Origin of the sequence: Streptomyces sp. NBC_01433 (assembly GCF_026340105.1) — a bacterium.
In the GTDB taxonomy this organism is placed as follows: Bacteria; Actinomycetota; Actinomycetes; order Streptomycetales; family Streptomycetaceae; genus Streptomyces.
On record NZ_JAPEPM010000001.1, the window covers coordinates 5,469,749 to 5,491,776 of the forward strand.

19 protein-coding genes are annotated in these 22,028 nt (G+C 71.7%); 14 read left to right on the forward strand and 5 right to left on the reverse strand.

Annotated features, from left to right (window positions below; translation table 11 throughout):
* Positions 1-33: 33 nt before the first annotated feature.
* Complete coding sequence (locus tag OG413_RS24650; RefSeq protein ID WP_266808849.1) at positions 34-1,005, forward strand: aldo/keto reductase; 972 nt, start codon at positions 34-36, stop codon at positions 1,003-1,005.
* Between the two features lie 86 nt (positions 1,006-1,091).
* Here OG413_RS24650 and OG413_RS24655 read toward each other — a convergent pair whose 3' ends face one another.
* Both OG413_RS24655 and OG413_RS24660 read right to left on the reverse strand, forming a co-directional pair.
* The gene (locus tag OG413_RS24655; protein ID WP_266808850.1) at positions 1,092-1,616 is read right to left on the reverse strand and encodes a hypothetical protein; all 525 of its coding nucleotides are present in this window, start codon (positions 1,614-1,616) and stop codon (positions 1,092-1,094) included.
* A gap of 81 nt (positions 1,617-1,697) precedes the next feature.
* Entirely contained in the window at positions 1,698-2,939 is a 1,242-nt protein-coding gene (locus tag OG413_RS24660) for a CdaR family transcriptional regulator (protein ID WP_266808851.1), read from the reverse strand.
* A gap of 240 nt (positions 2,940-3,179) precedes the next feature.
* Here OG413_RS24660 and OG413_RS24665 point away from each other — a divergent pair, with 240 nt between their 5' ends.
* From OG413_RS24665 to OG413_RS24680, 4 genes are all read left to right on the forward strand, one after another.
* The gene (locus OG413_RS24665; protein ID WP_266808852.1) at positions 3,180-4,601 is read left to right on the forward strand and encodes an alkyl sulfatase dimerization domain-containing protein; all 1,422 of its coding nucleotides are present in this window, start codon (positions 3,180-3,182) and stop codon (positions 4,599-4,601) included.
* Positions 4,598-5,947: an MFS transporter gene (locus OG413_RS24670; RefSeq protein WP_266808853.1), complete on the forward strand. Its 1,350-nt coding sequence runs from the start codon at positions 4,598-4,600 to the stop codon at positions 5,945-5,947. Before OG413_RS24665 ends, OG413_RS24670 begins: the two co-directional genes overlap by 4 nt.
* Positions 5,948-6,066: 119 nt before the next feature.
* Positions 6,067-6,618: a TetR/AcrR family transcriptional regulator gene (locus OG413_RS24675; protein ID WP_266808854.1), complete on the forward strand. Its 552-nt coding sequence runs from the start codon at positions 6,067-6,069 to the stop codon at positions 6,616-6,618.
* Complete coding sequence (locus OG413_RS24680; protein ID WP_266808855.1) at positions 6,615-8,159, forward strand: MFS transporter; 1,545 nt, start codon at positions 6,615-6,617, stop codon at positions 8,157-8,159. The genes OG413_RS24675 and OG413_RS24680 overlap by 4 nt, the downstream gene beginning before the upstream one ends.
* A gap of 82 nt (positions 8,160-8,241) precedes the next feature.
* Here OG413_RS24680 and OG413_RS24685 read toward each other — a convergent pair whose 3' ends face one another.
* The gene (locus OG413_RS24685) at positions 8,242-8,913 is read right to left on the reverse strand and encodes a 1-acyl-sn-glycerol-3-phosphate acyltransferase (RefSeq protein ID WP_266808856.1); all 672 of its coding nucleotides are present in this window, start codon (positions 8,911-8,913) and stop codon (positions 8,242-8,244) included.
* 244 nt (positions 8,914-9,157) lie between these two features.
* On the opposite strand from OG413_RS24685, the gene OG413_RS24690 reads away from it, so the two are divergent.
* The 3 genes from OG413_RS24690 to OG413_RS24700 all read left to right on the forward strand — a co-directional run bounded on the left by OG413_RS24690 (position 9,158) and on the right by OG413_RS24700 (position 11,567).
* Positions 9,158-10,312, forward strand: coding sequence for a glycerophosphodiester phosphodiesterase (locus OG413_RS24690; RefSeq protein ID WP_266808857.1), 1,155 nt, complete (start codon positions 9,158-9,160; stop codon positions 10,310-10,312).
* Positions 10,313-10,445: 133 nt separating this feature from the next.
* The gene (locus OG413_RS24695; protein WP_266810345.1) at positions 10,446-11,018 is read left to right on the forward strand and encodes a sigma-70 family RNA polymerase sigma factor; all 573 of its coding nucleotides are present in this window, start codon (positions 10,446-10,448) and stop codon (positions 11,016-11,018) included.
* Positions 11,019-11,063: 45 nt separating this feature from the next.
* Complete coding sequence (locus OG413_RS24700) at positions 11,064-11,567, forward strand: GNAT family N-acetyltransferase (RefSeq protein WP_266808858.1); 504 nt, start codon at positions 11,064-11,066, stop codon at positions 11,565-11,567.
* Between the two features lie 29 nt (positions 11,568-11,596).
* Here the strand turns inward: OG413_RS24700 and OG413_RS24705 are convergent, their stop codons facing one another.
* Positions 11,597-12,025 (reverse strand): hypothetical protein, encoded by a 429-nt coding sequence (locus OG413_RS24705; protein ID WP_266808859.1) that lies wholly within the window; start codon positions 12,023-12,025, stop codon positions 11,597-11,599.
* A gap of 2 nt (positions 12,026-12,027) precedes the next feature.
* A complete protein-coding gene (locus OG413_RS24710) occupies positions 12,028-12,387 on the reverse strand; it encodes a hypothetical protein (protein ID WP_073729357.1) in 360 nt (119 codons plus the stop codon).
* A 673-nt stretch (positions 12,388-13,060) separates the two neighbouring features.
* Between OG413_RS24710 and OG413_RS24715 the strand changes: the two genes are divergently transcribed.
* From OG413_RS24715 to cobT, 6 genes are all read left to right on the forward strand, one after another.
* Entirely contained in the window at positions 13,061-14,122 is a 1,062-nt protein-coding gene (locus OG413_RS24715; protein ID WP_266808860.1) for a methionine ABC transporter ATP-binding protein, read from the forward strand.
* Complete coding sequence (locus tag OG413_RS24720) at positions 14,119-14,790, forward strand: methionine ABC transporter permease (RefSeq protein ID WP_073729361.1); 672 nt, start codon at positions 14,119-14,121, stop codon at positions 14,788-14,790. The genes OG413_RS24715 and OG413_RS24720 overlap by 4 nt, the downstream gene beginning before the upstream one ends.
* 81 nt (positions 14,791-14,871) lie before the next feature.
* Positions 14,872-15,738 carry a MetQ/NlpA family ABC transporter substrate-binding protein gene (locus OG413_RS24725; RefSeq protein WP_266808861.1) on the forward strand — a complete coding sequence of 289 codons (867 nt, stop codon included), beginning with the start codon at positions 14,872-14,874 and terminating at the stop codon, positions 15,736-15,738.
* 103 nt (positions 15,739-15,841) lie between these two features.
* A complete protein-coding gene (locus OG413_RS24730; protein WP_266808862.1) occupies positions 15,842-16,528 on the forward strand; it encodes a GNAT family N-acetyltransferase in 687 nt (228 codons plus the stop codon).
* Positions 16,529-16,633: 105 nt separating this feature from the next.
* A complete protein-coding gene (gene cbiE, locus OG413_RS24735; RefSeq protein ID WP_266808863.1) occupies positions 16,634-17,872 on the forward strand; it encodes a precorrin-6y C5,15-methyltransferase (decarboxylating) subunit CbiE in 1,239 nt (412 codons plus the stop codon).
* A gap of 336 nt (positions 17,873-18,208) precedes the next feature.
* Entirely contained in the window at positions 18,209-21,664 is a 3,456-nt protein-coding gene (cobT, locus tag OG413_RS24740) for a nicotinate-nucleotide--dimethylbenzimidazole phosphoribosyltransferase (protein WP_266808864.1), read from the forward strand.
* The last annotated feature ends 364 nt before the right edge of the window (positions 21,665-22,028 follow it).

Genomic DNA, 22,028 nt, shown 5'->3' on the forward strand with positions numbered 1-22,028 from the left:
CGGAGCAACGGAACCGACCACGAGGAGCCCGCGATGCCCTTCGCCGCCCTGGCCGCCGCGACGACCCCGACCGCTCACATCGGGCTCGGCCTTGCCGCCGTCGGCAGGCCCGGCTACATCAATCTGCACCGCGACCGGGACCTGCCCGCCGACCGGAGCGTCGACGCGCTGCGCGCGCGCACCCATGAGCTCCTGGACGCCGCCTACGCCCAGGGCGTCCGCTACTTCGACGCGGCCCGCTCCTACGGCCGCTCCGAGGAGTTCCTGGCGGGCTGGCTGAGCGCCCACCCCGAGGCCACGGACGTCGTCATCGGCAGCAAATGGGGCTACACCTACACGGCGGACTGGAGTGTCGACGCCGAGGCACACGAGGTCAAGGACCACAGCCTGTCGATGTACGAGCGCCAGCGCGCCGAGACCGGCGAGCTGCTCGGGGACCGGCTCGACCTCTACCAGATCCACTCGGTGACCGCCGACAGCCCGGCGCTCGGCGACAAGGCGCTGCACGCGCGCCTCGCCGCGCTCGCCGCCGAGGGCGTCACGGTCGGGCTCTCCACCAGCGGACCCGGTCAGGCCGACGCCATCCGGGCCGCCCTCACCGTCACGGTGGACGGCGAGCCCCTGTTCCGCACCGTCCAGGCCACCTACAACGCGCTGGAGACCTCGGCCGGACCGGCGCTCGCCGAGGCCCATGACGCCGGGCTCACCGTGATCGTCAAGGAGGGCATGGCCAACGGGCGCCTGGCCGGTGCCGAGGCCCCCGCCGTCGTCCGCGAGATCGCCGCACAGGCCGGGGTCGGCAGTGACGCGGTCGCTCTCGCGTTCGTCCTGCGCCAGTCGTGGACCGGCGTCGTCCTCTCCGGCGCGGCCACCGTGAACCAGCTCTCCGGCAATCTGCACGCCGCCGTCGTCGATCTCGACGAGGAACGGCGCGACCGGCTCGACGCGCTGGTGGAGGATCCGGAGGCGTACTGGCGTCACCGCTCCGCACTGCCGTGGAGCTGACCCGGCCCCGCCACACCGGCCCGCCGGGCGATGATGTTCGCCCGGTCCGCGGGGCCTGGACCTGACACTCCTCAAGGACCGATCCCTCAAGGACCGGTGGCCCCGGCTCCCGTGGCCCAGTCGGCGAGTGCGTCGAAGTCGCCGCGCTCCAGGCCGATCCGCGGATCGATCTGCCGCAGCAGCGCTCGCACCGGGTGGTGGGCGGCGACCCACTCCCGGTCCCGGCCGGTGATCTCGTCGTCGACCCAGGCGAATGGCCGCCCGGCCGCGTACTCGACGACGTACCGCGTCTTCCAGTACGTCCCGTCCGGCGCGCTGCCGTGCATCTCGGGCCAGTCGATGTACGGCAGCGCGGGCAGCCCGAGATGCGGGCCGATCCACTCGTTGGCCTCGTCCTTCCAGGTGGTGGCCCAGATCAGCTCGTACCGTCCGGCCAGGCTCAGCAGCTCGTCGCCGTGTTCCGGGTTGAGCAGGACGGGAAGGGGAGAGCCCTCGGTCCACCCAGTCGGGCGCATCCGGTGTCTGCGGTATCCGGCCGGTGCCCTGCGGCGGGACAGCGCCGCGTACGGGTTGAGCGGACCGTCGATGTCGATCAGCAGCAGCGGCTTCATGACCTTATGCTGCCCACTTCACCGCAGGGGCGGCACCGGATTATCGCCCGGCGGCGGACTCGGCAGCGGCGGCGGACCGGGTCACGGCGTCGGCGCGTCGCCGCGAAGGAGCAGAGCCGCCAGTGCCAGAGCGGTGCCCCGCGGGGAGGCGAGGTCGAGGCCGGTGAGCTCGGTGATTCTGGTGAGCCGGTTGTCCACGGTGTTGGGGTGCAGTTCGAGATGGCGGGCGCTGACGCGGCGGTCCTGTCGGTGTTCGAGGTAGACGCGCAGCGTCCTGAGGAGTTCCGGCCGGTCGCCGATGGGGTCGAGAAGTGCGGCGATGCGGTCGCTGCTCTCGTCACGCCGGGAGAGGTGGTACTCCAGCAGGACGTCCTCCATGCGGTGCGGTCCCGCCGGCCGGCCGCAGGCGCGGGCGACCCGTACGACCTCGGCGGCGGTGCGGGCGGCGGCGGGCACGTCCGCGGCGGTCTCCGCCGCCACCGCGGCCAGCCGGACGTCGCTGCCGCAGACCTGCCGGAGCCGGGAGGACAGCTCCTCGCAACGGTGCTGCCCGGTGAGGTCGTCCGCCCGCCGCGGAACGATGGCGTCGCCTCCGCCGACGCCGAGCAGGCACACCACTTCGGTGTCGAACGTGCGGTCGAGGGCCATCTGGACGCGGCGGATCCGGCGACGGACCGCGACGGCCGATGCCGCGGGGTCCGGCCCCTGGGGCAGGTGCAGATGGAGGACCAGGGACGGGCCGTGGAGGCCCAGCTCCTCGAAGGCGCGCAGGGGTGGCAGCGATCCGTCCAGCAGCCCCCGGACCAGGGAGCGGTGATGCTCGCGGCGTTCCGCGAAGAGTGCGGCCCGCTCATCGAGATAGGTCTCGGCGACGGCTCCGACGATCGCCTCGTGGCCACGCAGAAGGAAGTCCACGAGCTCGATGAGGGCCTCCTCCTCCCCGCTCCTGGCCTCGTCCCTGAGCGCCTGCCAGAGAACGTAGACACCCATGGAGTGGCTGCGCAGCAGGGTGTGCAGGGGCATCCCCTCCTCGGCGCGCTGTGCCGCACGTTCGCGAAAGAGGCTGTAGTCCCCGGGACGGCTCTGCGAGTCGCGCACGCGGCGCAGGAAGAGGCGCAGGCCGTTGCGCACCGTGGCCGCGATCTCCACGTCCTTGACGTCGGCGGGGAGATCCGGGTAACCGGGCAGCCGCTCGAACGCGTCCCGGGCCATCCGCCGGGCGAGTTCGTTGACCCGGCTCTCGCAGCGCGCCGCGAGAGCCCGCGCCGCGGCGGAGACCGCAGGCGGGCCGGACCGGGGGACCGGCGGGGAACCGGGCGGCACCGGGCCTCCTCTCGATCGGGCGGACTTCTCGCAGGTACGGACTTCTCGCACGGACGGTCTTCTGGCATGAGCGGACTTCTCGCACGGGTGGACTGTGACGGATCACAGAACCCGTCCCGCGCTCCTGTGAGGACGACGGATGTCTCCCCGGCGGGCAGCGCCACAGACTCTACGGACATCGACGGGCCGCCGCGCAGCGCAGGTGGTGGTTCCACGAAAGACGTGTGAGGAGCCAGGACTATGACGGAGCACAGTTCCCAGGGATACATGGAGTACGCGGACCGGGTCTGGTCGGGCGAGGAGACCCTGCTGGCGCACTTCACCGGCGAGTTCACCGGCGACGGGCTGGTGCGGATCGGCGAGCGGACCGGGTTCTTCCCCGCCTTCTCCAACGTGGCCGTGTTCGACACCGGGGACGGCTTGGTGCTGGTGGACTCCGGGGACTTCCGCACCGCGGCCGCGCTGCACGAGTCCGTGCGGGGCTTCTCGGCTTCCCCCGTACGGTCGGTGGTCTACACCCACGGCCACGTGGACCATGTCTTCGGCGTCGGCCCCTTCGACAAGGAGGCGGCCGGAAACGGGACAGGACGGCCCGAGGTGATCGCGCACGAGGCGGTGGCGGCACGCTTCGACCGCTACCGCGACACCGCGGGTTACAACACCTGGATCAACCGGCGGCAGTTCGGCGTGCCCTCGCTGGTCTGGCCGACCGAGTACCGCTACCCGGACACGACCTACCGCGACCGGCTGACCTTGCGCCGGGGCGGGCTGACCTTCGAGCTGGTCCATGCCCGCGGCGAGACCGACGACCACACCTATGTGTGGATCCCGGAACTGCGCACCCTGTGCACCGGTGACCTGTTCATCTGGAACTCCCCCAACGCCGGCAATCCGCAGAAGGTGCAGCGCTATCCGGTGGAGTGGGCACGGGCGCTGCGCTCCATGCGGGAATTGGGCGCCGAGGTGCTGCTCCCCGGACACGGCGTACCGATCATCGGCCGGGACCGCATCGGCCAGGCCCTGGGCGACACGGCGGAGCTGCTTGAATCACTGTGCGCCCAGACCCGCGAGCTGATGAACAGCGGCGCCCGCCTCGACGAGGTACTGCACGGCGTCACGGTCCCGGCCGGTCTGCTGGAGAAGCCGTATCTGCACCCCGCGTACGACGAGCCGGAGTTCGTCGTACGGAACCTGTGGCGGCTGTGGGGCGGCTGGTACGACCAGAATCCGGCGAACCTCAAGCCGGCCCCCGAGGCCGCGCTGGCCGCCGAACTCGCCGAGGCCGCGGGCGGGGCCCGGCTCCTGGCCGACCGGGCCGAGCGACTGCTCGACCGTGGGGAGCCGCGCCTGGCGTCGCACCTGGCCGAGACCGCCGCGCTGGCCGCTCCGGACGACCGTGAGGTGGCCCGGATCAGGGCGCGGGTGTTCGCGCGCCGGGCCGCGCGCGAGACCTCGACCATGGCGCGCGGCGTCTTCGAATGGGCGGCCGCGGAGTCCGCCGCCGTGGCGGAGGGCACGGACCTCACGACCGAACTGACGCGCAGCGACGCGGGGCGGCGGCGGGCCGCCGGCGCCATCAGCGTGGGCGTCGTCGACGACGACGGCTGCGGATGCGGCGCACGTGCGGCGGCCGGCGCAGAGGGAGCAGAGGGAGGGGCATGACCGCGGGAGGAGCGGTCACCGGCGCGCCGCGCACGGGAGCCGCGCGCCCGCCGGCCGCCGGGCGACAGGCGTGGACGACCACCTGGCTGCTGCTGGTCTTCATGCTGGTGAACTTCGCGGACAAGGCCGTCATGGGGCTCGCCGGGCCGGACATCATGCGGGAGTTCGGCCTCAGCCGCCAGGAGTTCGGCCTGGCGCAGGCCGCGTTCTTCAGCCTGTTCTCGCTGTCCGCGTTGGGAGTGTCGTTCCTGACCCGCAAGGTACGCACCTCGGTGCTGCTCCTGGTGATGGCCCTGCTGTGGTCGGTCGCGCAATTGCCGATGCTCTGGAGCGCGGCGGGTTTCGGCGCGCTGATCGCGACCAGGGTGCTCCTCGGATTCGCCGAGGGGCCCGCGGCGCCGGTGGCCGTGCACCATGTGCACGGCTGGTTCGAACAGCGGGAGCGCACCCTGCCGACCGCGATCCTCATGGTGGGCGCGGCAGCCGGTGTCGCCGTCGCGGCACCGGCCCTGGGGGCGGTGATCTCCCACTTCGGATGGCGCTGGGCGTTCGGGGTGTCGGGCGCCGCGGGCCTGCTGTGGGCCGTGGTGTGGAGCGTCAAGGGCAAGGAGGGACCGCTGGCCCCGCCCGTGGCCCGCGGCCCGTCCGCCGCGGGCGACGACCCGGGATCCGAGGTCCGGCTGAAGGCCGTCCTCACCTCCGGTACGTTCCTCACGGCCGCACTGGGAGCGTTCGCCGCCTACTGGGTGATGAGCGCCAAACTCACCTGGTTGCCGGACTATCTGCGGTCGGTGGTGGGCTGGGAGCTCGGCCGGGCGAGTGCCGCGGTCGGCGCGGGCGCCGTGGCCAACGGTGTGGTCCTGCTGGCACACGGGCTGCTGGCCCGCCGGGCCACCCTGCGCGGCACCGGCCGCAGGCTGCCGGAGGGCGCCGGAGCCGGTCTGCTGCTGGTCGTGTCGGCGGGCGCGGTGACGCTGTTCGCCACCGTCGACGTGCTCTGGATCAAGGTTCCGATGATGTTCGGCCCGATGGCGGTGGGCCTGGTGATGATCACTGCCGCGCAGACGGCCATCGCGCGGATCACGCCACCCTCCCAGCGCGGTGTCGTCCTCGGTGCCCTGGTGGCGGTCTTCGCGCTGGGGGGCGTCGTGTCGCCCCTGGTCCTGGGGTGGGTCGTGGACAGTGCCGCGACGGCGGCGTCCGGCTACCGGAACGGCTGGCTGGTCACGGCGGCTCTGCTGCTGGTCGCGGGCGTCCTGGCGGCTCTCTTCACGCGCCCGGAACGGGACGCCCGGCGCCTGGGGGTACCGGAGTCACCACACGTCGGCGTGCCTGTCAGCCACTGAGCGCTTCCTGGTCGCGCTACTGGGCGGGGCGCGGCCAGGGCGCGGACAGGGCGTGCGGTACTGCGGCACTCCACCACCTTGATGAGACTTTAATGTCTCGCATGGGTTAAGATCGTCTCATGACTCTCGACCGTGAGCAGGTGCTGCGCAGTGCCGCCGCCCTGCTGACCCATAAATCCACGGCCACCATGGATGAGGTCGCCAAGGCCGCGGGCATCGGCCGCGCCACCCTGCACCGTCATTTCGCCGGGCGGGACGCCCTGGTGAAGGCGCTGGAGGACCTCGGCATCCGGGAATTCGAAGCGGCCCTGGATGCCGCGGTGCTCGACGAGGGCACCGCCGAGGAGGGGCTGCGCCGCCTCGTCGCGGCCGTCGAACCCGGCGCCGGACTGCTGTCCTTCCTCGTCACCGAGAACCAGCTCTTCGAAGGCGATGAGGTCCACGAGGGCTGGAACCGGCTCGATGCCAGGGTCTCCGCCTTCTTCCGGCGCGGTCAGGAACGCGGCGAGTTCCGTATCGACCTCACCCCGGCCTGGCTGACCGAGGCCCTCTACGGGCTCATCGGCGCCGGCGCCTGGTCCGTCCAGGTGGGACGGGTCGCCGCACAGGACTTCCAGTACATGATCGTCGAGTTGCTGCTCGGCGGAGCACGGCGGAGCGTGGAGCAATGACCAGCATCGACCAGCGACAGAACACCGCGGACGCCGTACGCCGCCCAGGGCGGTGGATCGCCCTGGCCGTACTCGTCCTCGCCGTGCTGCTGGTGGCCGTCGACGCGACCGTCCTCGGCCTCGCGACCCCGTTCCTCAGCGAGGACCTCGAACCGACCGGCACCCAGCTGCTCTGGATCGGCGACGTCTACTCCTTCGTCATCGCCGGACTCCTCGTCTCCATGGGCAGCCTCGGTGACCGTATCGGCCGCAAGAAGCTGCTGCTGATCGGCGCCGTCGCGTTCGGTGCGGTCTCCGTGCTCAACGCGTACGCGCACACCCCGGAGATGATGATCCTGGCCCGGGCGCTGCTCGGTGTCGCGGGTGCCACCCTGATGCCGTCCACCCTGGCCCTGATCCGCAACCTCTTCCACGACCCGCGCGAACGCAGCCTCGCCATCGGCATCTGGGGCGCCATGGCCTCCGCGGGCGCGGCCGTCGGACCCGTCGTCGGCGGATTCCTCCTCGAACACTTCTGGTGGGGATCGGTCTTCCTCATCAACCTGCCCGTCATGGCGGTCCTCGTGGTCGTCGGCATCAAGCTGATCCCCGAGTCGAAGAACCCGGCACCGGGCCCCTGGGACCTGGTCAGTGTCGCGCTCTCCCTGATCGGCATGATCGCAGTGGTGTACGCCATCAAGGAGGTGGCCGCACACGGGCCGAGCTGGGAGGTCGCCGCGTCGGCCGTCATCGGCGTGGCCGCGCTCACCTGGTTCATCCGCAGGCAGCTCAAGCTGCCCGCACCCCTGCTGGACATGCGGCTCTTCCACCACCGGGGCTTCTCTGGCGCGGTCCTCGCCGACCTGCTGACCATCCTCGGCCTGTCCGGACTGGTCTTCTTCCTCTCCCAGTTCCTGCAACTGGTCCAGGGCCGCGGCCCGCTGGAAGCCGGGCTCGCCGAACTGCCCGCGGCCGTCGGCGCGGTCACCGCGGGTCTGCTGGCCGGATTCGCCGCCCGCCGTTTCTCGGTCCGCTCCGTGGTCTCCGGCGGACTCGCGGCGGTCGGCCTGGCCCTGGCGTCCGTGACCGTGCTCAGCAAGGACACCGGATACCCGCTGCTCGGCGGCATGCTGCTGGTCGTCGGCGTCGGCGCCGGGTTCGCCTTCACCGTCACCGCCGATGTCATCCTCTCCAGCGTGCCGAAGGAGCAGGCCGGCTCCGCGTCCGCCGTCTCCGAAACGGCGTACGAACTCGGCGCCGCCCTCGGTATCGCCCTGCTCGGATCCATCGTCACCGGCGTCTACCAGGACTTCGTGACCCCGCCGGGCATCCCCTCGGACACGGCGGCGGCCGCCCATGAATCCCTCGGCGGCGCCGTCGAAGCGGCCACCGCCCTGCCCGCCGGGCAGGCGGATCCCCTGATCTCGGTGGCCCAGGAGGCGTTCGTCGACGGGCTCCAGCTCGCCGCGGGCATCGGCGCCTCGGTACTCCTGGCGACCGCCGTCGCCGCCTGGTTCCTGCTGCGGGGCCAGAAGCTGGAGGAGGGCATCGAGCACCCGTGACCACCCGTACGCAGCACCCGTAGTCACCCGTACGCGAGAGGGCCCGCACCCCCAGGGGTGCGGGCCCTCTCCGTCACCGGGTTCAGGCGGCCTTGGCCTTCGTCGCGTAGATGTCCACGTACTCCTGGCCGGACAGCCGCATCACCTCGGCCATCACCGAGTCCGTCACGGCCCGCAGCACATAGCGGTCGCGGTCCATGCCCTCGTAGCGCGAGAACTCCATCGGCTCACCGAAGCGCACGGTGACCTTGCCGGGCCGGGGCAGTCCGGAGCCGCCCGGCTGGAGCTTGTCCGTGCCGATCATCGCGAACGGGATCACCGGCGCGCCCGTCATCAGCGTCAGCCGGGCGATACCCGTACGGCCCCGGTAGAGCCGGCCGTCGGGGGAGCGGGTGCCCTCCGGGTAGATGGCGAAGGCATGGCCCTCGTCCAGCACCCGGCGGCCCGTCATCAGCGCCGCCACACCGCCGCGCCCGCCGTCCCGGTCCACCGGGATCATGCCGCAGCCGGTGAAGAACCAGGCCATCAGGCGGCCCTTGAGGCCCTTGCCCGTGACGTACTCGTCCTTGCCGATGTAGAACACCGGCCGGTCGCAGCAGATCGGCATGATCATCGAGTCGATGAACGTGAGGTGGTTGCCCGCGAGGATCACCGGCCCGGACCCGGGGATGTTCTTCGCGCCTTCCACCTGCGGGCGGAACATCAGGCGCAGGATCGGTCCGAGCACTGCCTTGATGACCGTGAGTCGGGACAACGGTTCCTCCGGTGTCGTGGCCGGGCCGGCCGAGGTGCGGTGAGGGTCTGTGCGGGTGAGGGTCTGTGCAGGTGAGGACGATACTCGCGGGTACCGCCTGATCGCACATCGGGTTCACGAAGTGGATACGCAGTGTTGACGCGTGTTTGCGCCATGTTCGCACCGGCGCTGCCGTGCGGACGGCCCCGCTGCCTACGATCGGCCCTCGCTCGACAGGTGCCAGACACTACAGCGAGGAGCATTCATGACAGAGCGTGCGCAGACGAGCCCCGGCCGGCGGACCCTGCTGGGGGCGGCCGTCCTCGGTACGGCGGCCCTGGGACTGCCCGCCGCGGCGCAGGCCACCGAGCGTGCCGGCGGCGGCCACGGCAACGGCTCCCTCCGGGACCTGCCCGTACCGACCGTCATAGGCCACCGGGGCGCCAGCGGCTACCGCCCCGAGCACACCCTCGGCTCCTACCGGCTGGCCCTCGACATGGGCGCGCACATCGTCGAGCAGGACCTCGTGCCGACGAAGGACGGTCACCTCGTGTGCCGCCACGAGAACGACATCACCGCCACCACCGATGTCGCCGACCACCCCGAGTTCGCGAGCCGCAAGGCCACCAAGAAGATCGACGGCATCCCCCTCACCGGCTGGTTCACCGAGGACTTCACGCTGGCCGAGCTGAAGACGCTGCGTGCCAAGGAGCGCATCCCCGGCAACCGCCAGAAGAACACCCTCTACGACGGCCGCTGGGAGATCCCCACCTTCGAGGAGGTCCTGCGCTGGGCCGACAAGGAGGGCCGCCGACGCGGCAAGCCGGTCTGGCTCTACGTCGAGACCAAGCACCCCACGTACTTCCGCGGCCTGGGCCTCGGCCTGGAGGAGCCGCTGGCCCGGCTGCTGCGCCGCTACCACCGCCACCGCGCGAACGCCCCGCTCATACTCCAGTCCTTCGAGCCGGGCTCCATCCAGCGGCTGTCCAGGCTCGTCGCCACCCCGCGCGTCGTCCTGCTGTCCGGGCCCAAGGAGCGTCCCTGGGACTTCGTGGAGGCCAATGACCCGCGTACGGTCGCCGACCTCGTCACGCCGGCCGGCCTGAAGTGGATGGCCTCGTTCGCACAGGGCATCGGCCCCACCCTGGACCTGATCATTCCCAAGGACGCCTCGGGCCGGCTGACCACGCCGACCACGCTGGTGAAGGACGCGCACGCGCAGGGCCTGATCCTCCACCCGTACACGATGCGCAACGAGAACACCTTCCTGCCCGCCGACTTCCGCCGGGGCACCGATCCCAACGCGTACGGCGACGCGTTCGGTGCCTTCCGGGCGTACTTCGCCACCGGTATCGACGGAGTCTTCTCCGACAACCCGGACACCGCCCTGCTCGCGGCGGCGGACTTCGCCAGGAACTGACGTACCCCTCCGGCCCCGCCGAGCACCGCGTGCCGTCAGCCGCCGCCGTCAGCCACCCGGCCGGGCATGCCCCGGTCGGGTGGTGCTCCCCGCACACGGCAACCGGCTGCCCGCGGGGCACGTCCGCTGGGGCATGACCCCTCTCGATCATGCCCCGGCCGCCCCGGCTTCCCCCGCCTCCGCTTGCCCTTCCGCCGCTCCCGCCCTCGTCGTCAGTGCTCTGCGCCCCCTGGTGCGCGCGGAGGCTTCGGCCGAGGCGTCCGCCGCCGCCCTCGACCCCGCCGACCTCGAACAGGCCGTATGGCTGCGGCTGCTGGAACGTCTGGCGACGGTCGGACCACCGGACGACTCCGCCCGCTGGGTGCGAGACTCCGTACGGGCGGAGGCCCGCCGGGGCCGCCGCACGGCCCGGCACGAGCACCCGTACGCCCGGGTGGAACCCCGCGCCGATCCGGCCGGGTGCCCGGAGCGCGCCGCCCTGGGCGCGGCCGAACGCCGGGCGCTGCGCGCGGCCGTGGCCCGGCTGCCCCGGCGCTGCTCCCGGCTGCTGGAGGCGATGCTCGCCCCCGGCGATCCGACCTACCGGGAAATCGCAGGGGAGTTGGGTATGTCACAGGGCAGTTTGGGTCCGATGCGTTCCCGTTGCCTTGGATGTCTGCGCAGAATGCTGGCGGCGGAGGTTGTTGCTCCTGAACCGCGGGGATAGGAGCGGTAGACAACCGGCGGACAGGTGAGCGGGAGGCATGCGCACATGGGCATGAGTGTGACCATCTCGGCGGCGACGGCACAGGACGTCGAGCAGATCTTCAGGCTCCAGTACCTCTGCTTCCAGAGCGAGGCGGAGCTCTACGACAACTACCGGATAGACCCTCTCGTCCAGAGCCTCGAATCGGTGCGCGGTGAAGTCACCGCGGATCTGGTCTTCGTGGCCAGGCTGGGTGAGGAAGTGGTCGGTTCGGTACGCGGATTCATCGACCAGGACGGTACGGGTCAGATCTCCAGGCTCTGCGTCCACCCCCGGCTCCAGGGACACGGCCTCGGGGCCCGTCTGCTGCGGGCCGCGGAGGCGGGCCTGGCCGCGGACCGCTCGGCCACCCGCTTCCGGCTGCACACCGGCCACCGCAGCGAGAACAATCTGCGGCTCTACCGCAGGGCGGGATACGCGCAGGTGGGGGCCGCCACCGGTGCGGACGGGGTGCGGATGCTCCTGCTGGAGAAGGATGCCGAGGCGCGGGCCTACGTGGCCAGCGCCTGACGGGGTCGTCGGGTCGTCGTGGGTAGCCCCTAGGCGGTCCTGGCGCGGCGCAGCCAGATCATCCCGGTGACCGGCAGGATCACCGGGATGAACAGGTAGCCCATCCCGAAGTCCGACCAGACGGTCGCATCGGGGAAGGCGGACGGCTCCACCAGCGTCCACGTACCGACGACGAGCACTCCCGCGAGTTCGGCGGCGCAGCACACCAGCGCCGCCCTTCGGGCCTTCTCCCCGCCCCGCACCAGCGAGTACGTGATGAAGCCGTACACGAGGGCCGCGACGGCCGACAGCACATAGGCCAGCGGTGCCTTGTCGAAGTCCAGGATCATCTCGACGATGGAGCGGGAGGCGGCCGCCACGGTGAACACGCCGTAGAACCAGACCAGTACCCGTCCGGGACCGGTGCCCAGCTCGAAGGGCTGCTTCGGGGGAGCCTCGGGGCGTTCGGTGTCGGTCACGGTCAGTTTCCCCAGATGTCGTAGAGCCGCACTTCGAGGACCGCCAGGACGACCGCGCCCGCCGCCACCGTGACCGAACCCCAGCGGGTCCGCTCGGTCAGCGACAGGAAACCGGCGGCCGGTACGGCGGCGAAGGAACCGATGAGATAGGCGATGAAGATGGTCATGCCCTGCTCCGGCCGCTCGCCGCGGGCCAGCTGCACGATTCCCACCACCAGCTGGGCCAGGGCCAGCACCGAGACGACGGCCATCCCGATGAAGTGCCAGTCCTTCGTGGGCTGGTCCCGGTAGGCGGCGAATCCGCACCAGGCGGCGAGGGCGAGCGCGGACACGGCGACCGCGACCGTCAGGGCGTCAAGCATGTAGCGAGGGTATTACGGGGCCGCCGGACCTCCGCGAGGGGCCCGGCGCCCCTCGCGCCCGAAGGCCCGTGTCGCGGCAACGGTCGCGGGCACGCCGCACGGGCACGCCGCACGGGCACGGTCTCGCTCACGGGATCGTGGCCTTGGCCGCAGCGGCACCCGGCATCGTGGCCTTGGCCACAGCAGCCCTCCGCATCGCACCGACCCAGGTGGCCGCCCCCACCCCCTGACCCCGTGTATCGACGCAGGTCACAGACCTGCGCGGGGAGGACTCCGGCGGCCCTCACCCCGCCCCGCGCGACCATCCACGGCTGTCCGCTATCCGGACAACCGGGATCGGGCAGTCGTTACGTCTGTTTTACTTGGGACATGACCACGACGAGCAGCCGCATCCTTGCGACCGAGGCGATCAGCACGCCCGGTGCTCGTTGTATGTGTCGAATGCGCGCCTTCTGAGGGCCCCCGCCTGAGCCTCGCGCCCCGAAGCGAGACCGAGCCTGCGCCGTTTGCACCCAATGGAACGAGCCCGCCCGAGCATGCGCTGCCTCCCGGCCTTCCGCCGCACTCAGCCATGCCGAGACCCACCGGCAGACCAGCCCGAACAGTCTCTTCAGACGAATGCCCCGTGCCCGGCGGACACCGCGTCGCGCACTCGACAGTGACGGAAACCCCTGTGATCACCACTACGGGCCTCACGAAGGTCTACCAGTCGCGCGGCCGTGAGGTCACCGCACTCGACGGCGTCGACCTGCACGTCCGCGAGGGCGAGGTATACGGCGTCATCGGACAGAGCGGCGCCGGGAAGTCCTCCCTGATCCGCTGCGTCAACCTGCTGGAGCGGCCCACGTCCGGCACCGTCACGGTGGCCGGCCAGGACCTCACCGCACTCGCGGGCCGCGGTCGCCGCGCGGGCCAGGAGCTGCGCGAGGCGCGCAGCCGTATCGGCATGGTCTTCCAGCACTTCAACCTCCTGGCCTCGCGCAATGTGCGGGACAACGTGGAACTCCCGCTGGAGATCCTCGGCGTCTCCGGCCAGGCCCGTACCCGTAAGGCACTCGAACTTCTCGACCTCGTCGGCCTCACCGACAAGGCGAAGGCATACCCGGGCCAGCTCTCCGGCGGTCAGAAGCAGCGCGTCGGCATCGCCCGCGCCCTGGCCGGCGACCCCAAGGTGCTGCTCTCGGACGAGGCGACCTCCGCGCTGGACCCCGAGACCACCCGCTCCATCCTCGCGCTGCTGCGCGACCTCAACCAGCAGCTGGGTCTCACCGTCCTGCTCATCACGCACGAGATGGACGTCGTCAAGACGGTCTGCGACTCCGCCGCGCTGATGCGGCGCGGCCGCATCGTCGAGTCCGGCACCGTCGGTGAGCTGCTCGCCACCCCCGGCTCCGAACTGGCCCACGAGCTGTTCCCGGTCGGCGGCGCCGCCTCCGGCCCCGACCGCACGGTCGTCGACGTCACCTTCCACGGGGAGGCCGCGAGCCGGCCGGTGATCTCCCAGCTCTCGCGTACGTACAACATCGACATCTCCATCCTCGGAGCCGCGATGGACACCGTCGGCGGCAACCAGATCGGCCGGATGCGCATCGAGCTGCCCGGCCGCTTCGAGGACAACGTCGTACCGATCGGCTTCCTGCGTGAGCAGGGACTCCAGGCCGAGGTCGTGGACGCCGAGGCCCCCGCCGTACCGGAACAGGCATCCGCCCCGCTCACCAAGGAGGTCGCCAAGTGACCTGGTCCGAAATGCAGCCACTGCTGACCCAGGGCACCGTCGACACCCTCTACATGGTGCTGTGGTCCGCGGTCGTCACCGTGCTGGTCGGCCTTCCGCTCGGTGTCCTGCTGGTCCTCACGGACCGGGGTGGACTCCTGCGGAACACGGCGGTCAACAAGGTCATCGGCGTGATCGTGAACATCGGCCGCTCGCTGCCGTTCATCATCCTGCTGATCGCGCTGATCCCCTTCACCACCTGGGTCGTCGGCACCTTCATCGGCCCGACGGCGATGATCGTGCCGCTCGCCGTGGGCGCCATCCCGTTCTTCGCCCGGCTCGTCGAGACGGCGGTCCGCGAGGTCGATCACGGGCTCGTCGAGGCCGTCCAGTCGATGGGCGGATCCATTCCGACGATCGTCCGCAAGGTGCTGCTGCCGCAGGCGCTGCCCTCGCTCGTCTCCGGCGTCACCACCACCGTCATCGTGCTCATCGGCTACTCCGCCATGGCGGGCGCGGTCGGCGGCGAAGGGCTCGGCTCGAAGGCCGTCACCTACGGATTCCAGCGCTTCGACAACCAGTTCATGCTCATCACCGTCGCGCTGCTGATCGTCATCGTGACCGTGATCCAGCTGATCGGCGACGGAGTGGTGCGGCTGCTGGCCCGCCGGGGCCGCACCCTCTCCTGACGCCCCCCGACTTCTTCTCCTCCCTCAAGCCCGAACTCCTTGTCCGGGCGCACCACCTCATCACCGAAAGAGGCACTTTTCGTGCGTAAGAACATCAAGATCACCGCAGCTGCCGCCGCCACCGCCGCCCTCGCCCTGGGCCTCAGCGCCTGCGGTACGGACTCCGACCCGGCGTCCAAGGGCGACACCGGCGCCAAGGCCGACACCTCCAAGGCGCTCGTCGTCGCCGCGTCCCCGACGCCGCACGCCGACATCCTCGGCTTCGTCCAGAAGAACCTGGCGGCCAAGGAAGGTCTCAAGCTGGAGGTCAAGGAGTTCACGGACTACGTCCTGCCGAACACCGCCACCGAGACCGGCCAGGTGGACGCCAACTTCTTCCAGCACCAGCCGTACCTGGACGACTTCAACAAGAAGAACAACACCCACCTCGTCTCCGTCGGCACGGTGCACCTGGAGCCCCTGGGCCTGTACTCCAAGAAGGTCAAGGACCTGGGCGACATCAAGTCCGGCCAGACCATCGCCGTACCGAACGACACCACCAACGAGGGCCGCGCCCTTCAGCTGCTCGCCCAGAACGGTCTGATCACCCTCAAGGACGGCGTCGGCACCGACGCCAAGCTGAGCGACATCACCGACAAGAAGGGCCTGGAGTTCAAGGAGCTGGAGGCCGCAACCGTGCCCCGCGCCCTGAACGACGTCGACGCCGCCGTCATCAACGGCAACTACGCCATCGAGGCGAAGCTCAAGCCCTCCAAGGACTCCCTGGCGCTGGAGAAGGCCGACGGCAACCCGTACGCCAACATCATCGCCGTGAAGAAGGGCAACGAGAAGGACGCCCGCGTCCAGAAGCTCATCAAGCTCCTCAACTCCGACGAGGTCAAGAAGTTCATCGAGGACACCTACCAGGGCTCGGTCATCCCGGCCTTCGGTACCCCCGCCAAGTCCTGACCCCCGCCGGGCACTTGCGAACGGAGCCCCGCGCCTTCCCCGAGGGAGGGCGCGGGGCTCCGCCGTGCGGACCCGCCCATGCACAACCTCGGCCCGATGCTGCATGCTGTGCCTTTACCCGGTCTTCGGCATGGAGCTGCGCATGACTACCACCTTTCCGTCCATCTCCATCAGCACGGACAGGTTGGTGATGCGCCCCTTCGAGATGGCCGACATCCCCGCGTACATCGAGATGATGAACGACGAACTCGTCACCGCCTGGACCGACGGACCGCACCCGTACACCCAGGTCGACGCCGAACGCTGGGTCCGCAGGATCGCTCCCGCCGAGCGCACCGCGGGCAACGGCATCGTCCTCGCCGTCACCGAATTCCTCACCCAGCGCCTCGTCGGCTCCGTCCGGCTCCTGAACACCGACTGGCGCACCCTGGCCACCGAGGTCAGCTACATCACCGCCCCCTGGGCGCGCGGCGAGGGTTACGCCACCGAAGCCGTGCTGGCGGTCGCCGAATGGCTCTTCCGCGACCAGCGGTTCGAACGCATCGAGCTGCGCACCCCGGCCGACAACACCGCCTCCCAGCAGGTCGCCCAGAAGCTGGGCTGCATCAGCGAGGGCGTCCTGCGCAACGCCCGGATAGCGCGCACCCGGACCGAGAACGGCACGGACGGCGGCTGGACCGACATCCGCACCGACCTGATCGTCTGGGGTCTGCTCCCCGAGGACCTCGAAGGCGTCGCCGAGGAGCTGGCCGACGCCGGTGGCTACGGCACCTACAACGACTGGAACTGACACCGCGCAGCCCCCCGCCGGGCCCCGGCACCGACCGGGTACTCTCACCCTGCCCGCCACCCGTGGGCAACCCCCGCCTGCTACACCCCCAGGAGACAGACGACGATGGCCGACCGGGTCACGGTGATCGGCTGGGACGGCTCGCCACTGACCGCAGCGGCGACAGCGGCGCTCTCGGCCGCCACGCTCGTCGCGGGCGCGGCCCACCACCTCGCGCTGCCCGAAGTCCCCGAACGCGCCGAACGCATCCGCCTCGGCAGCGTCGACCTGGCCGCCCGCCGGATCGCCGGACATCGCGGCAGCCCCGTGGTCCTCGCCGACGGCGACCCCGGCTTCTTCGGCGTCGTACGCACCCTGCGCGCCCCCGAACACGGCCTGGAAGTCGAAGTCGTGCCCGCCGTCTCGTCCGTGGCGACCGCGTTCGCCCGCGCCGGCATGCCCTGGGACGACGCACAGGTCGTCGTCGCCCACCCCCGTACGCTGCGCCGCGCCGTCAACGTCTGCCGCGCCCACCACAAGGTCGCCGTCCTCACCTCACCCGGCGCGGGCCCCGCCGAACTGGCACTCCTCCTCGAAGGCGTGCACCGCACCTTCGTGATCTGCGAGGAGCTCGGCACCGCACGCGAGCAGGTCACGGTCCTCACCTCGGACAAGGCGGCCGACCACGCCTGGCGCGACCCGAACGTCGTCATCGTCATCGGCGGCGGCCCCGAGACCACCGCCACCGGTGCCTGGATCGCCGGCCGCCAGCCCGCCTACCCCCGCGGGGCCCGAGGCTGGGCGCTGCCCGCCGAGGCGTACCGGGACGGCGCGCCGGACCCCGGCGAGGAGAGCGGCGAGGGCGAGTCCCCGGGCCTGCGCGCCGCCCAGCTGGCCCGCCTCGGCCCGCGCACCGGCGACCTGCTCTGGGACATCGGTTCCGGCAGCGGAGCCCTGGCCGTGGAGGCGGCCCGCTTCGGCGCGGCGGTGCTGGCCGTGGACAGCGACCGGGCCGCCTGCGACCGTACGGCGGCTGCCGCCCGCGCCTTCGGCGTACCCCTCCAGATCGTCCAGGGGCGGGCCCCGCACATCCTGGAACGGCTGCCCGAACCGGACGTCGTACGGATCGGGGGCGGCGGAGTCCCCGTCGTCACCGCCGTCGCCGACCGTCGCCCGGAACGCATCGTGACCCACGCGTCGACCCGGGACGAGGCGGAGGCGCTCGGAGCCGCGCTCGCGGGGAACGGATTCACCGTCGAATGCTCCCTGCTCCAGTCCGTCGAACTCGACACCACGGCATGGACCGAACGCGAACGGTCCGTTGTCTTCCTGCTCTCCGCACGGCGTTCGGACCTCGCCCCCTGACCTGTGCGGCGCGCCGCGCGGGGTAGGCTGGCCGATCGTTGTACCGCGCCCGGCCGTTCGTCGCTTCGTTCGTCAATGTCCGGAAAAGGGGACCGTTTTGGTCCGCACTGTGGTACGGCGCATCCCGGGGGACGCGCGAAGTGGCGCAGTCCACAGAGAGCCGTGGCAGAAGTTCCTGCCGCGGCGGCGTAGGGCCGCGAGAATATGAAGAGGTCCGCGGGCGTTTCGTGCCGCGCGGCGAGCCCGCTCGTTCTTGTTGACGAGCACCGGCGTGCCGTGGTTCGGGCATCCCGGGCGAAGGGCCGAAGGAGCACTGACGATGGGCGAGGGGTACGCATGACTGACACCGGCCAGATCCCGGGCGAGGGACTGCCGGAGAACGCAGGCATGGTGGAGCAGCCGGGCATCCCCGCCCCGGACGCGTACACCTTCCTCGATCCCTCCGAGCACACACCCGAGGACGACGATCTTCTGCTGATGCCGACTTCCCAGGGCGCCTGGAGCGACCCGCAGGCGGCCCCCGTCGCTCCCGGCCAGGCCCCGGGAGTCGCCGCGTCCTACGCACCGGCCCCGGGCCACGCACCGGCCCCGAGCGCCGAGCAGGCCGCGCAGCAGGCCCCTGCCCAGGATCAGGCTCAGGCCCAACCCCAGAACCAGGCACAGGCGCAGGCCAGGACCGCCCCGCAGTCCGGGGTTCCCGCGCAGGAACAGGCCGCGTACGCCACCCAGGCGCCCGGCACCGTCCAGGGCACCCACGAGTCCGGTGGCCGCGACGCCGGTGGCATCGACCTCAACGGCGTACGGATTCCGGGCCCCACGCCCGCGCAGACTCCCGCCCAGGTCCCGGTCGCCGCGCACGCCGCGGCTCCCACCCGCCGCCCGCTGCACCGCGGCCCGGCATCGGCGGAGGCGCCGTCGTACGGCGGTACGCCCAGTGGCGGCGTGGTCCGCTCGCTCGCCGACCGGGGACCCGCCGGGGCACCGCAGACCCAGACGCAGACCCAGACCCCGATGCCCGCACGGCACGCGGGACCGCCCCCGACGGGTCCCGAGTACTTCGACGCCCCGGCCGAGGAGGCCCCGGTGCTGCCCGGCCCGCAGCTCGGCGAGCTCCCGCCGCAGAGCGGGGCTCCGTGGGCCGCCCAGGCCCCCCAGCAGCAGGCGGTGGAGACACCCGCACCCGAGCAGGCGGTCCAGGTCGTCCAGCCGGAGGCCACGGGCCAGCAGGACCAGGTGATCCTGCCCGAGCAGGCCGTCCAGCCCGAGCAGGCCGCTCCGGCAGAAACGGTCGTCCCCGAGCAGACGGAGGCGGAGGCTCCGGCGATCCCGACGGAGGTAGGTGCCGAGGCACCCGCCGAGGTGCCGGTCGAGGCGTCGGTCGAGGTCTCCGCGGAGGCAGCGACGGCCCCTTCGGCGGACATCCCCGTCGAGACCCCGGCGGAGGTCCCCGTCGAGGTCACGGCCGAGGCCACCGCCACGGTGGAGGAGCCCGCAGAACCCCTCGTACCCGTGGAGGGCCCGGCAACGACTCCGGATCCCGCTTCCGCTCCAGCGCCCGCGCCCGCGCCCGCCCCGGTGCCGGTCGCCGAGGCCGAGCTGCCGGAAGCCGTTGTCGAGCCGGAACCCGCGCCCGAGCCCGAACCGGTCGTCGTCGAGGCGGCTATCGAGGCGCCCGCCGTCGCCCCCGCGGTGATCGAGCCCGTGGCAGCGCCGGTCGCGCCGGAAGCCGTGGAGCCCGGTACCGCCGAGCCCGCCGCACCGGTGGAGCCGCCGCCCGTGGCGGCGGCGCCCGCCGAAGCCGGACCTGTGGTGACGCAGGAGGCGCCCGCAGTGGTGGCCGCTCCGGAACCCGTGGTGGAGCCGGAGACCGCCCAGGCCCCCCAGCAGGTCCCCGTACCCGAGGACTTCACCGGGCCCGAGATCATCGAAACCCCGGAGCTCGTGGAGCAGGAGCCGACCGAGGCTCCCCCCGCTGCCGTGCGGCCGGCCGACGCCGTGGCCGCCGAGGAGCAGCCTGCCGAGGAACCGCCCGCACAGGATCAGCCCGCGGAGGAGTTCACCCCGCCCGCTCCCGGGTACGACGACGCCGAACGCGAAGCGGTCCTGCGGGTCATGCGCGAGCGCCGCGACATCCGCAACGGCTTCCGCAGCGACCCGATCCCGCACGAGGTCCTGCTCCGCGTCCTCGAAGCCGCGCACACGGCACCGAGCGTGGGCCACTCGCAGCCCTGGGACTTCGTCGTCATCCGTTCCGCGGAGACCCGCCGGTCCATGCACGAACTGGCCCAGCGTCAGCGTGACGCCTACGCCAGCTCGCTTCCCAAGGGCCGGGCCAAGCAGTTCAAGGAACTGAAGATCGAGGCCATCCTCGACACTCCGGTGAACATCGTCGTCACCGCCGACCCCACCCGTGGCGGCAGGCACACCCTCGGCCGGCACACCCAGCCGCAGATGGCCCCGTACTCCTCGGCCCTCGCCGTGGAGAACCTGTGGCTCGCCGCACGCGCCGAGGGCCTCGGCGTCGGCTGGGTCAGCTTCTTCGACGAGCGTGAGATGGTCCGCGCGCTCGGACTGCCCGAGCACCTCGAAGTCGTCGCGTACCTCTGTGTCGGATACGTCGACGAGTTCCCCGAGGAGCCCGAGCTGATGCAGGCGGGCTGGTCCAAGCGCCGCCCGCTGTCCTGGGTCGTGCACGAGGAGACGTACGGGCGTCGCGCCCTGCCCGGCGAGGAGCCGCACGACCTGCTCCAGGAGACCATCTCCAACATCCGTCCGCTGGACGCCAAGGCGCTCGGCGAGGCGTGGGAACGCCAGAAGCGGATGACCAAGCCCGCCGGTGCGCTCGGCATGCTGGAGATCATCTCCGCCCAGTTGTCCGGGCTCTCCCGGATGTGCCCGCCGCCGATCCCCGAGCCCGCGGCCGTCGCGATCTTCGCCGGTGACCACGGGGTGCACGCCCAGGGCGTGACCGCCTGGCCGCAGGAGGTCACGGCCCAGATGGTGGCCAACTTCCTCGGTGGCGGAGCCGTCTGCAACGCCTTCGCGGCCCAGGTCGGCGCCGAGGTCTGCGTGGTCGATGTCGGGGTTGCCTCCGAACTGCCCGCGACGCCGGGTCTCCTGCCGCGGAAGGTGCGCCCCGGCACGGCGGACTTCACCACCGGTCCCGCTCTCAGCCGTGAAGAGGTCCTCGCGGCCATCGAGGTGGGCATCGAGACCGCCCGCGATCTGGTGGCCGCGGGAAACAAGGCGCTGCTGACCGGCGAGATGGGTATCGCCAACACCACCGCGTCGGCCGCCCTGATCTGCGTGTACACGGGCGTCGACGCGGCCGAGGTGACCGGCCGGGGCACCGGGATCAACGACGAGATGCACGCCCGCAAGGTCGATGTCGTACGCCGGGGGCTCGACCTGCACCGGCCCGACCCGGCCGACCCGATCGGCGTGCTCGCCGCGGTCGGCGGACTGGAGCACGCCGCGATGGCGGGCTTCCTGCTCGGCGGCGCGTCGCTGCGCACGCCGGTCATCCTGGACGGCGTGAGCGCGGGCGCGGCGGCCCTGGTCGCACGGGCCATCGCCCCCGAGGCCCTCGCCGCCTGCATCGCCGGTCACCGCAGCGCGGAGCCCGGCCACGTCGCCGCCCTCAACAAGCTGGGCCTGCGCCCACTGGTCGACCTCGACCTGCGCCTCGGCGAGGGCACGGGCGCCCTGCTCGCGCTCCCGATCGTGCAGAGCGCGGCCCGCGCGATGCACGAGGTGGCGACGTTCGACGCAGCAGGCGTCACGGAGAAGTAACACCCCCGGCGACAGACCAGCCACCCCCGCTCCTCCGGCCCGCCCGACGCTTGAGCTCAACTCAAGCCCTCCGGCGCTTGAGGAGCGGGGTCCGATTCTTCAGCCCGCCCGGCGTTTGAGCTCAACTCAAGCCCCGCCGGTGCTTGAGGAGCGGGGTCCGATTCTTCAGCCCGCCCGGCGTTTGAGGGCATCTTTCCCGGGGCCCGGGGCAGCGCCCCGGTTTCGGGAAGGGGCGGGTAGGGGACAAGCCCGCCGCAGGCGCCCCACCTCCGTACCCACCCCACGTATCGTGGTCCCCCGCGACACCCCCACCCCCACTCGCCCCAGCCGCTCCACCCCCGTAGCGGCCCCCTACGCACCACCC

What these genes read in the sequence shown, in the direction of transcription:
- cobT (WP_266808864.1), top strand. Translation starts at nt 18,209, where the DNA reads ATGACTGACACCGGCCAGATCCCGGGCGAGGGACTGCCGGAGAACGCA.
- OG413_RS24680 (WP_266808855.1), top strand. Translation starts at nt 6,615, where the DNA reads ATGACCAGCATCGACCAGCGACAGAACACCGCGGACGCCGTACGCCGC.
- OG413_RS24695 (WP_266810345.1), top strand. Translation starts at nt 10,446, where the DNA reads ATGACCCCTCTCGATCATGCCCCGGCCGCCCCGGCTTCCCCCGCCTCC.
- OG413_RS24665 (WP_266808852.1), top strand. Translation starts at nt 3,180, where the DNA reads ATGACGGAGCACAGTTCCCAGGGATACATGGAGTACGCGGACCGGGTC.
- OG413_RS24710 (WP_073729357.1), bottom strand. Translation starts at nt 12,387, where the DNA reads ATGCTTGACGCCCTGACGGTCGCGGTCGCCGTGTCCGCGCTCGCCCTC.
- OG413_RS24730 (WP_266808862.1), top strand. Translation starts at nt 15,842, where the DNA reads ATGCTGTGCCTTTACCCGGTCTTCGGCATGGAGCTGCGCATGACTACC.
- OG413_RS24690 (WP_266808857.1), top strand. Translation starts at nt 9,158, where the DNA reads ATGACAGAGCGTGCGCAGACGAGCCCCGGCCGGCGGACCCTGCTGGGG.
- OG413_RS24655 (WP_266808850.1), bottom strand. Translation starts at nt 1,616, where the DNA reads ATGAAGCCGCTGCTGCTGATCGACATCGACGGTCCGCTCAACCCGTAC.
- OG413_RS24700 (WP_266808858.1), top strand. Translation starts at nt 11,064, where the DNA reads ATGGGCATGAGTGTGACCATCTCGGCGGCGACGGCACAGGACGTCGAG.
- cbiE (WP_266808863.1), top strand. Translation starts at nt 16,634, where the DNA reads ATGGCCGACCGGGTCACGGTGATCGGCTGGGACGGCTCGCCACTGACC.
- OG413_RS24650 (WP_266808849.1), top strand. Translation starts at nt 34, where the DNA reads ATGCCCTTCGCCGCCCTGGCCGCCGCGACGACCCCGACCGCTCACATC.
- OG413_RS24675 (WP_266808854.1), top strand. Translation starts at nt 6,067, where the DNA reads ATGACTCTCGACCGTGAGCAGGTGCTGCGCAGTGCCGCCGCCCTGCTG.
- OG413_RS24670 (WP_266808853.1), top strand. Translation starts at nt 4,598, where the DNA reads ATGACCGCGGGAGGAGCGGTCACCGGCGCGCCGCGCACGGGAGCCGCG.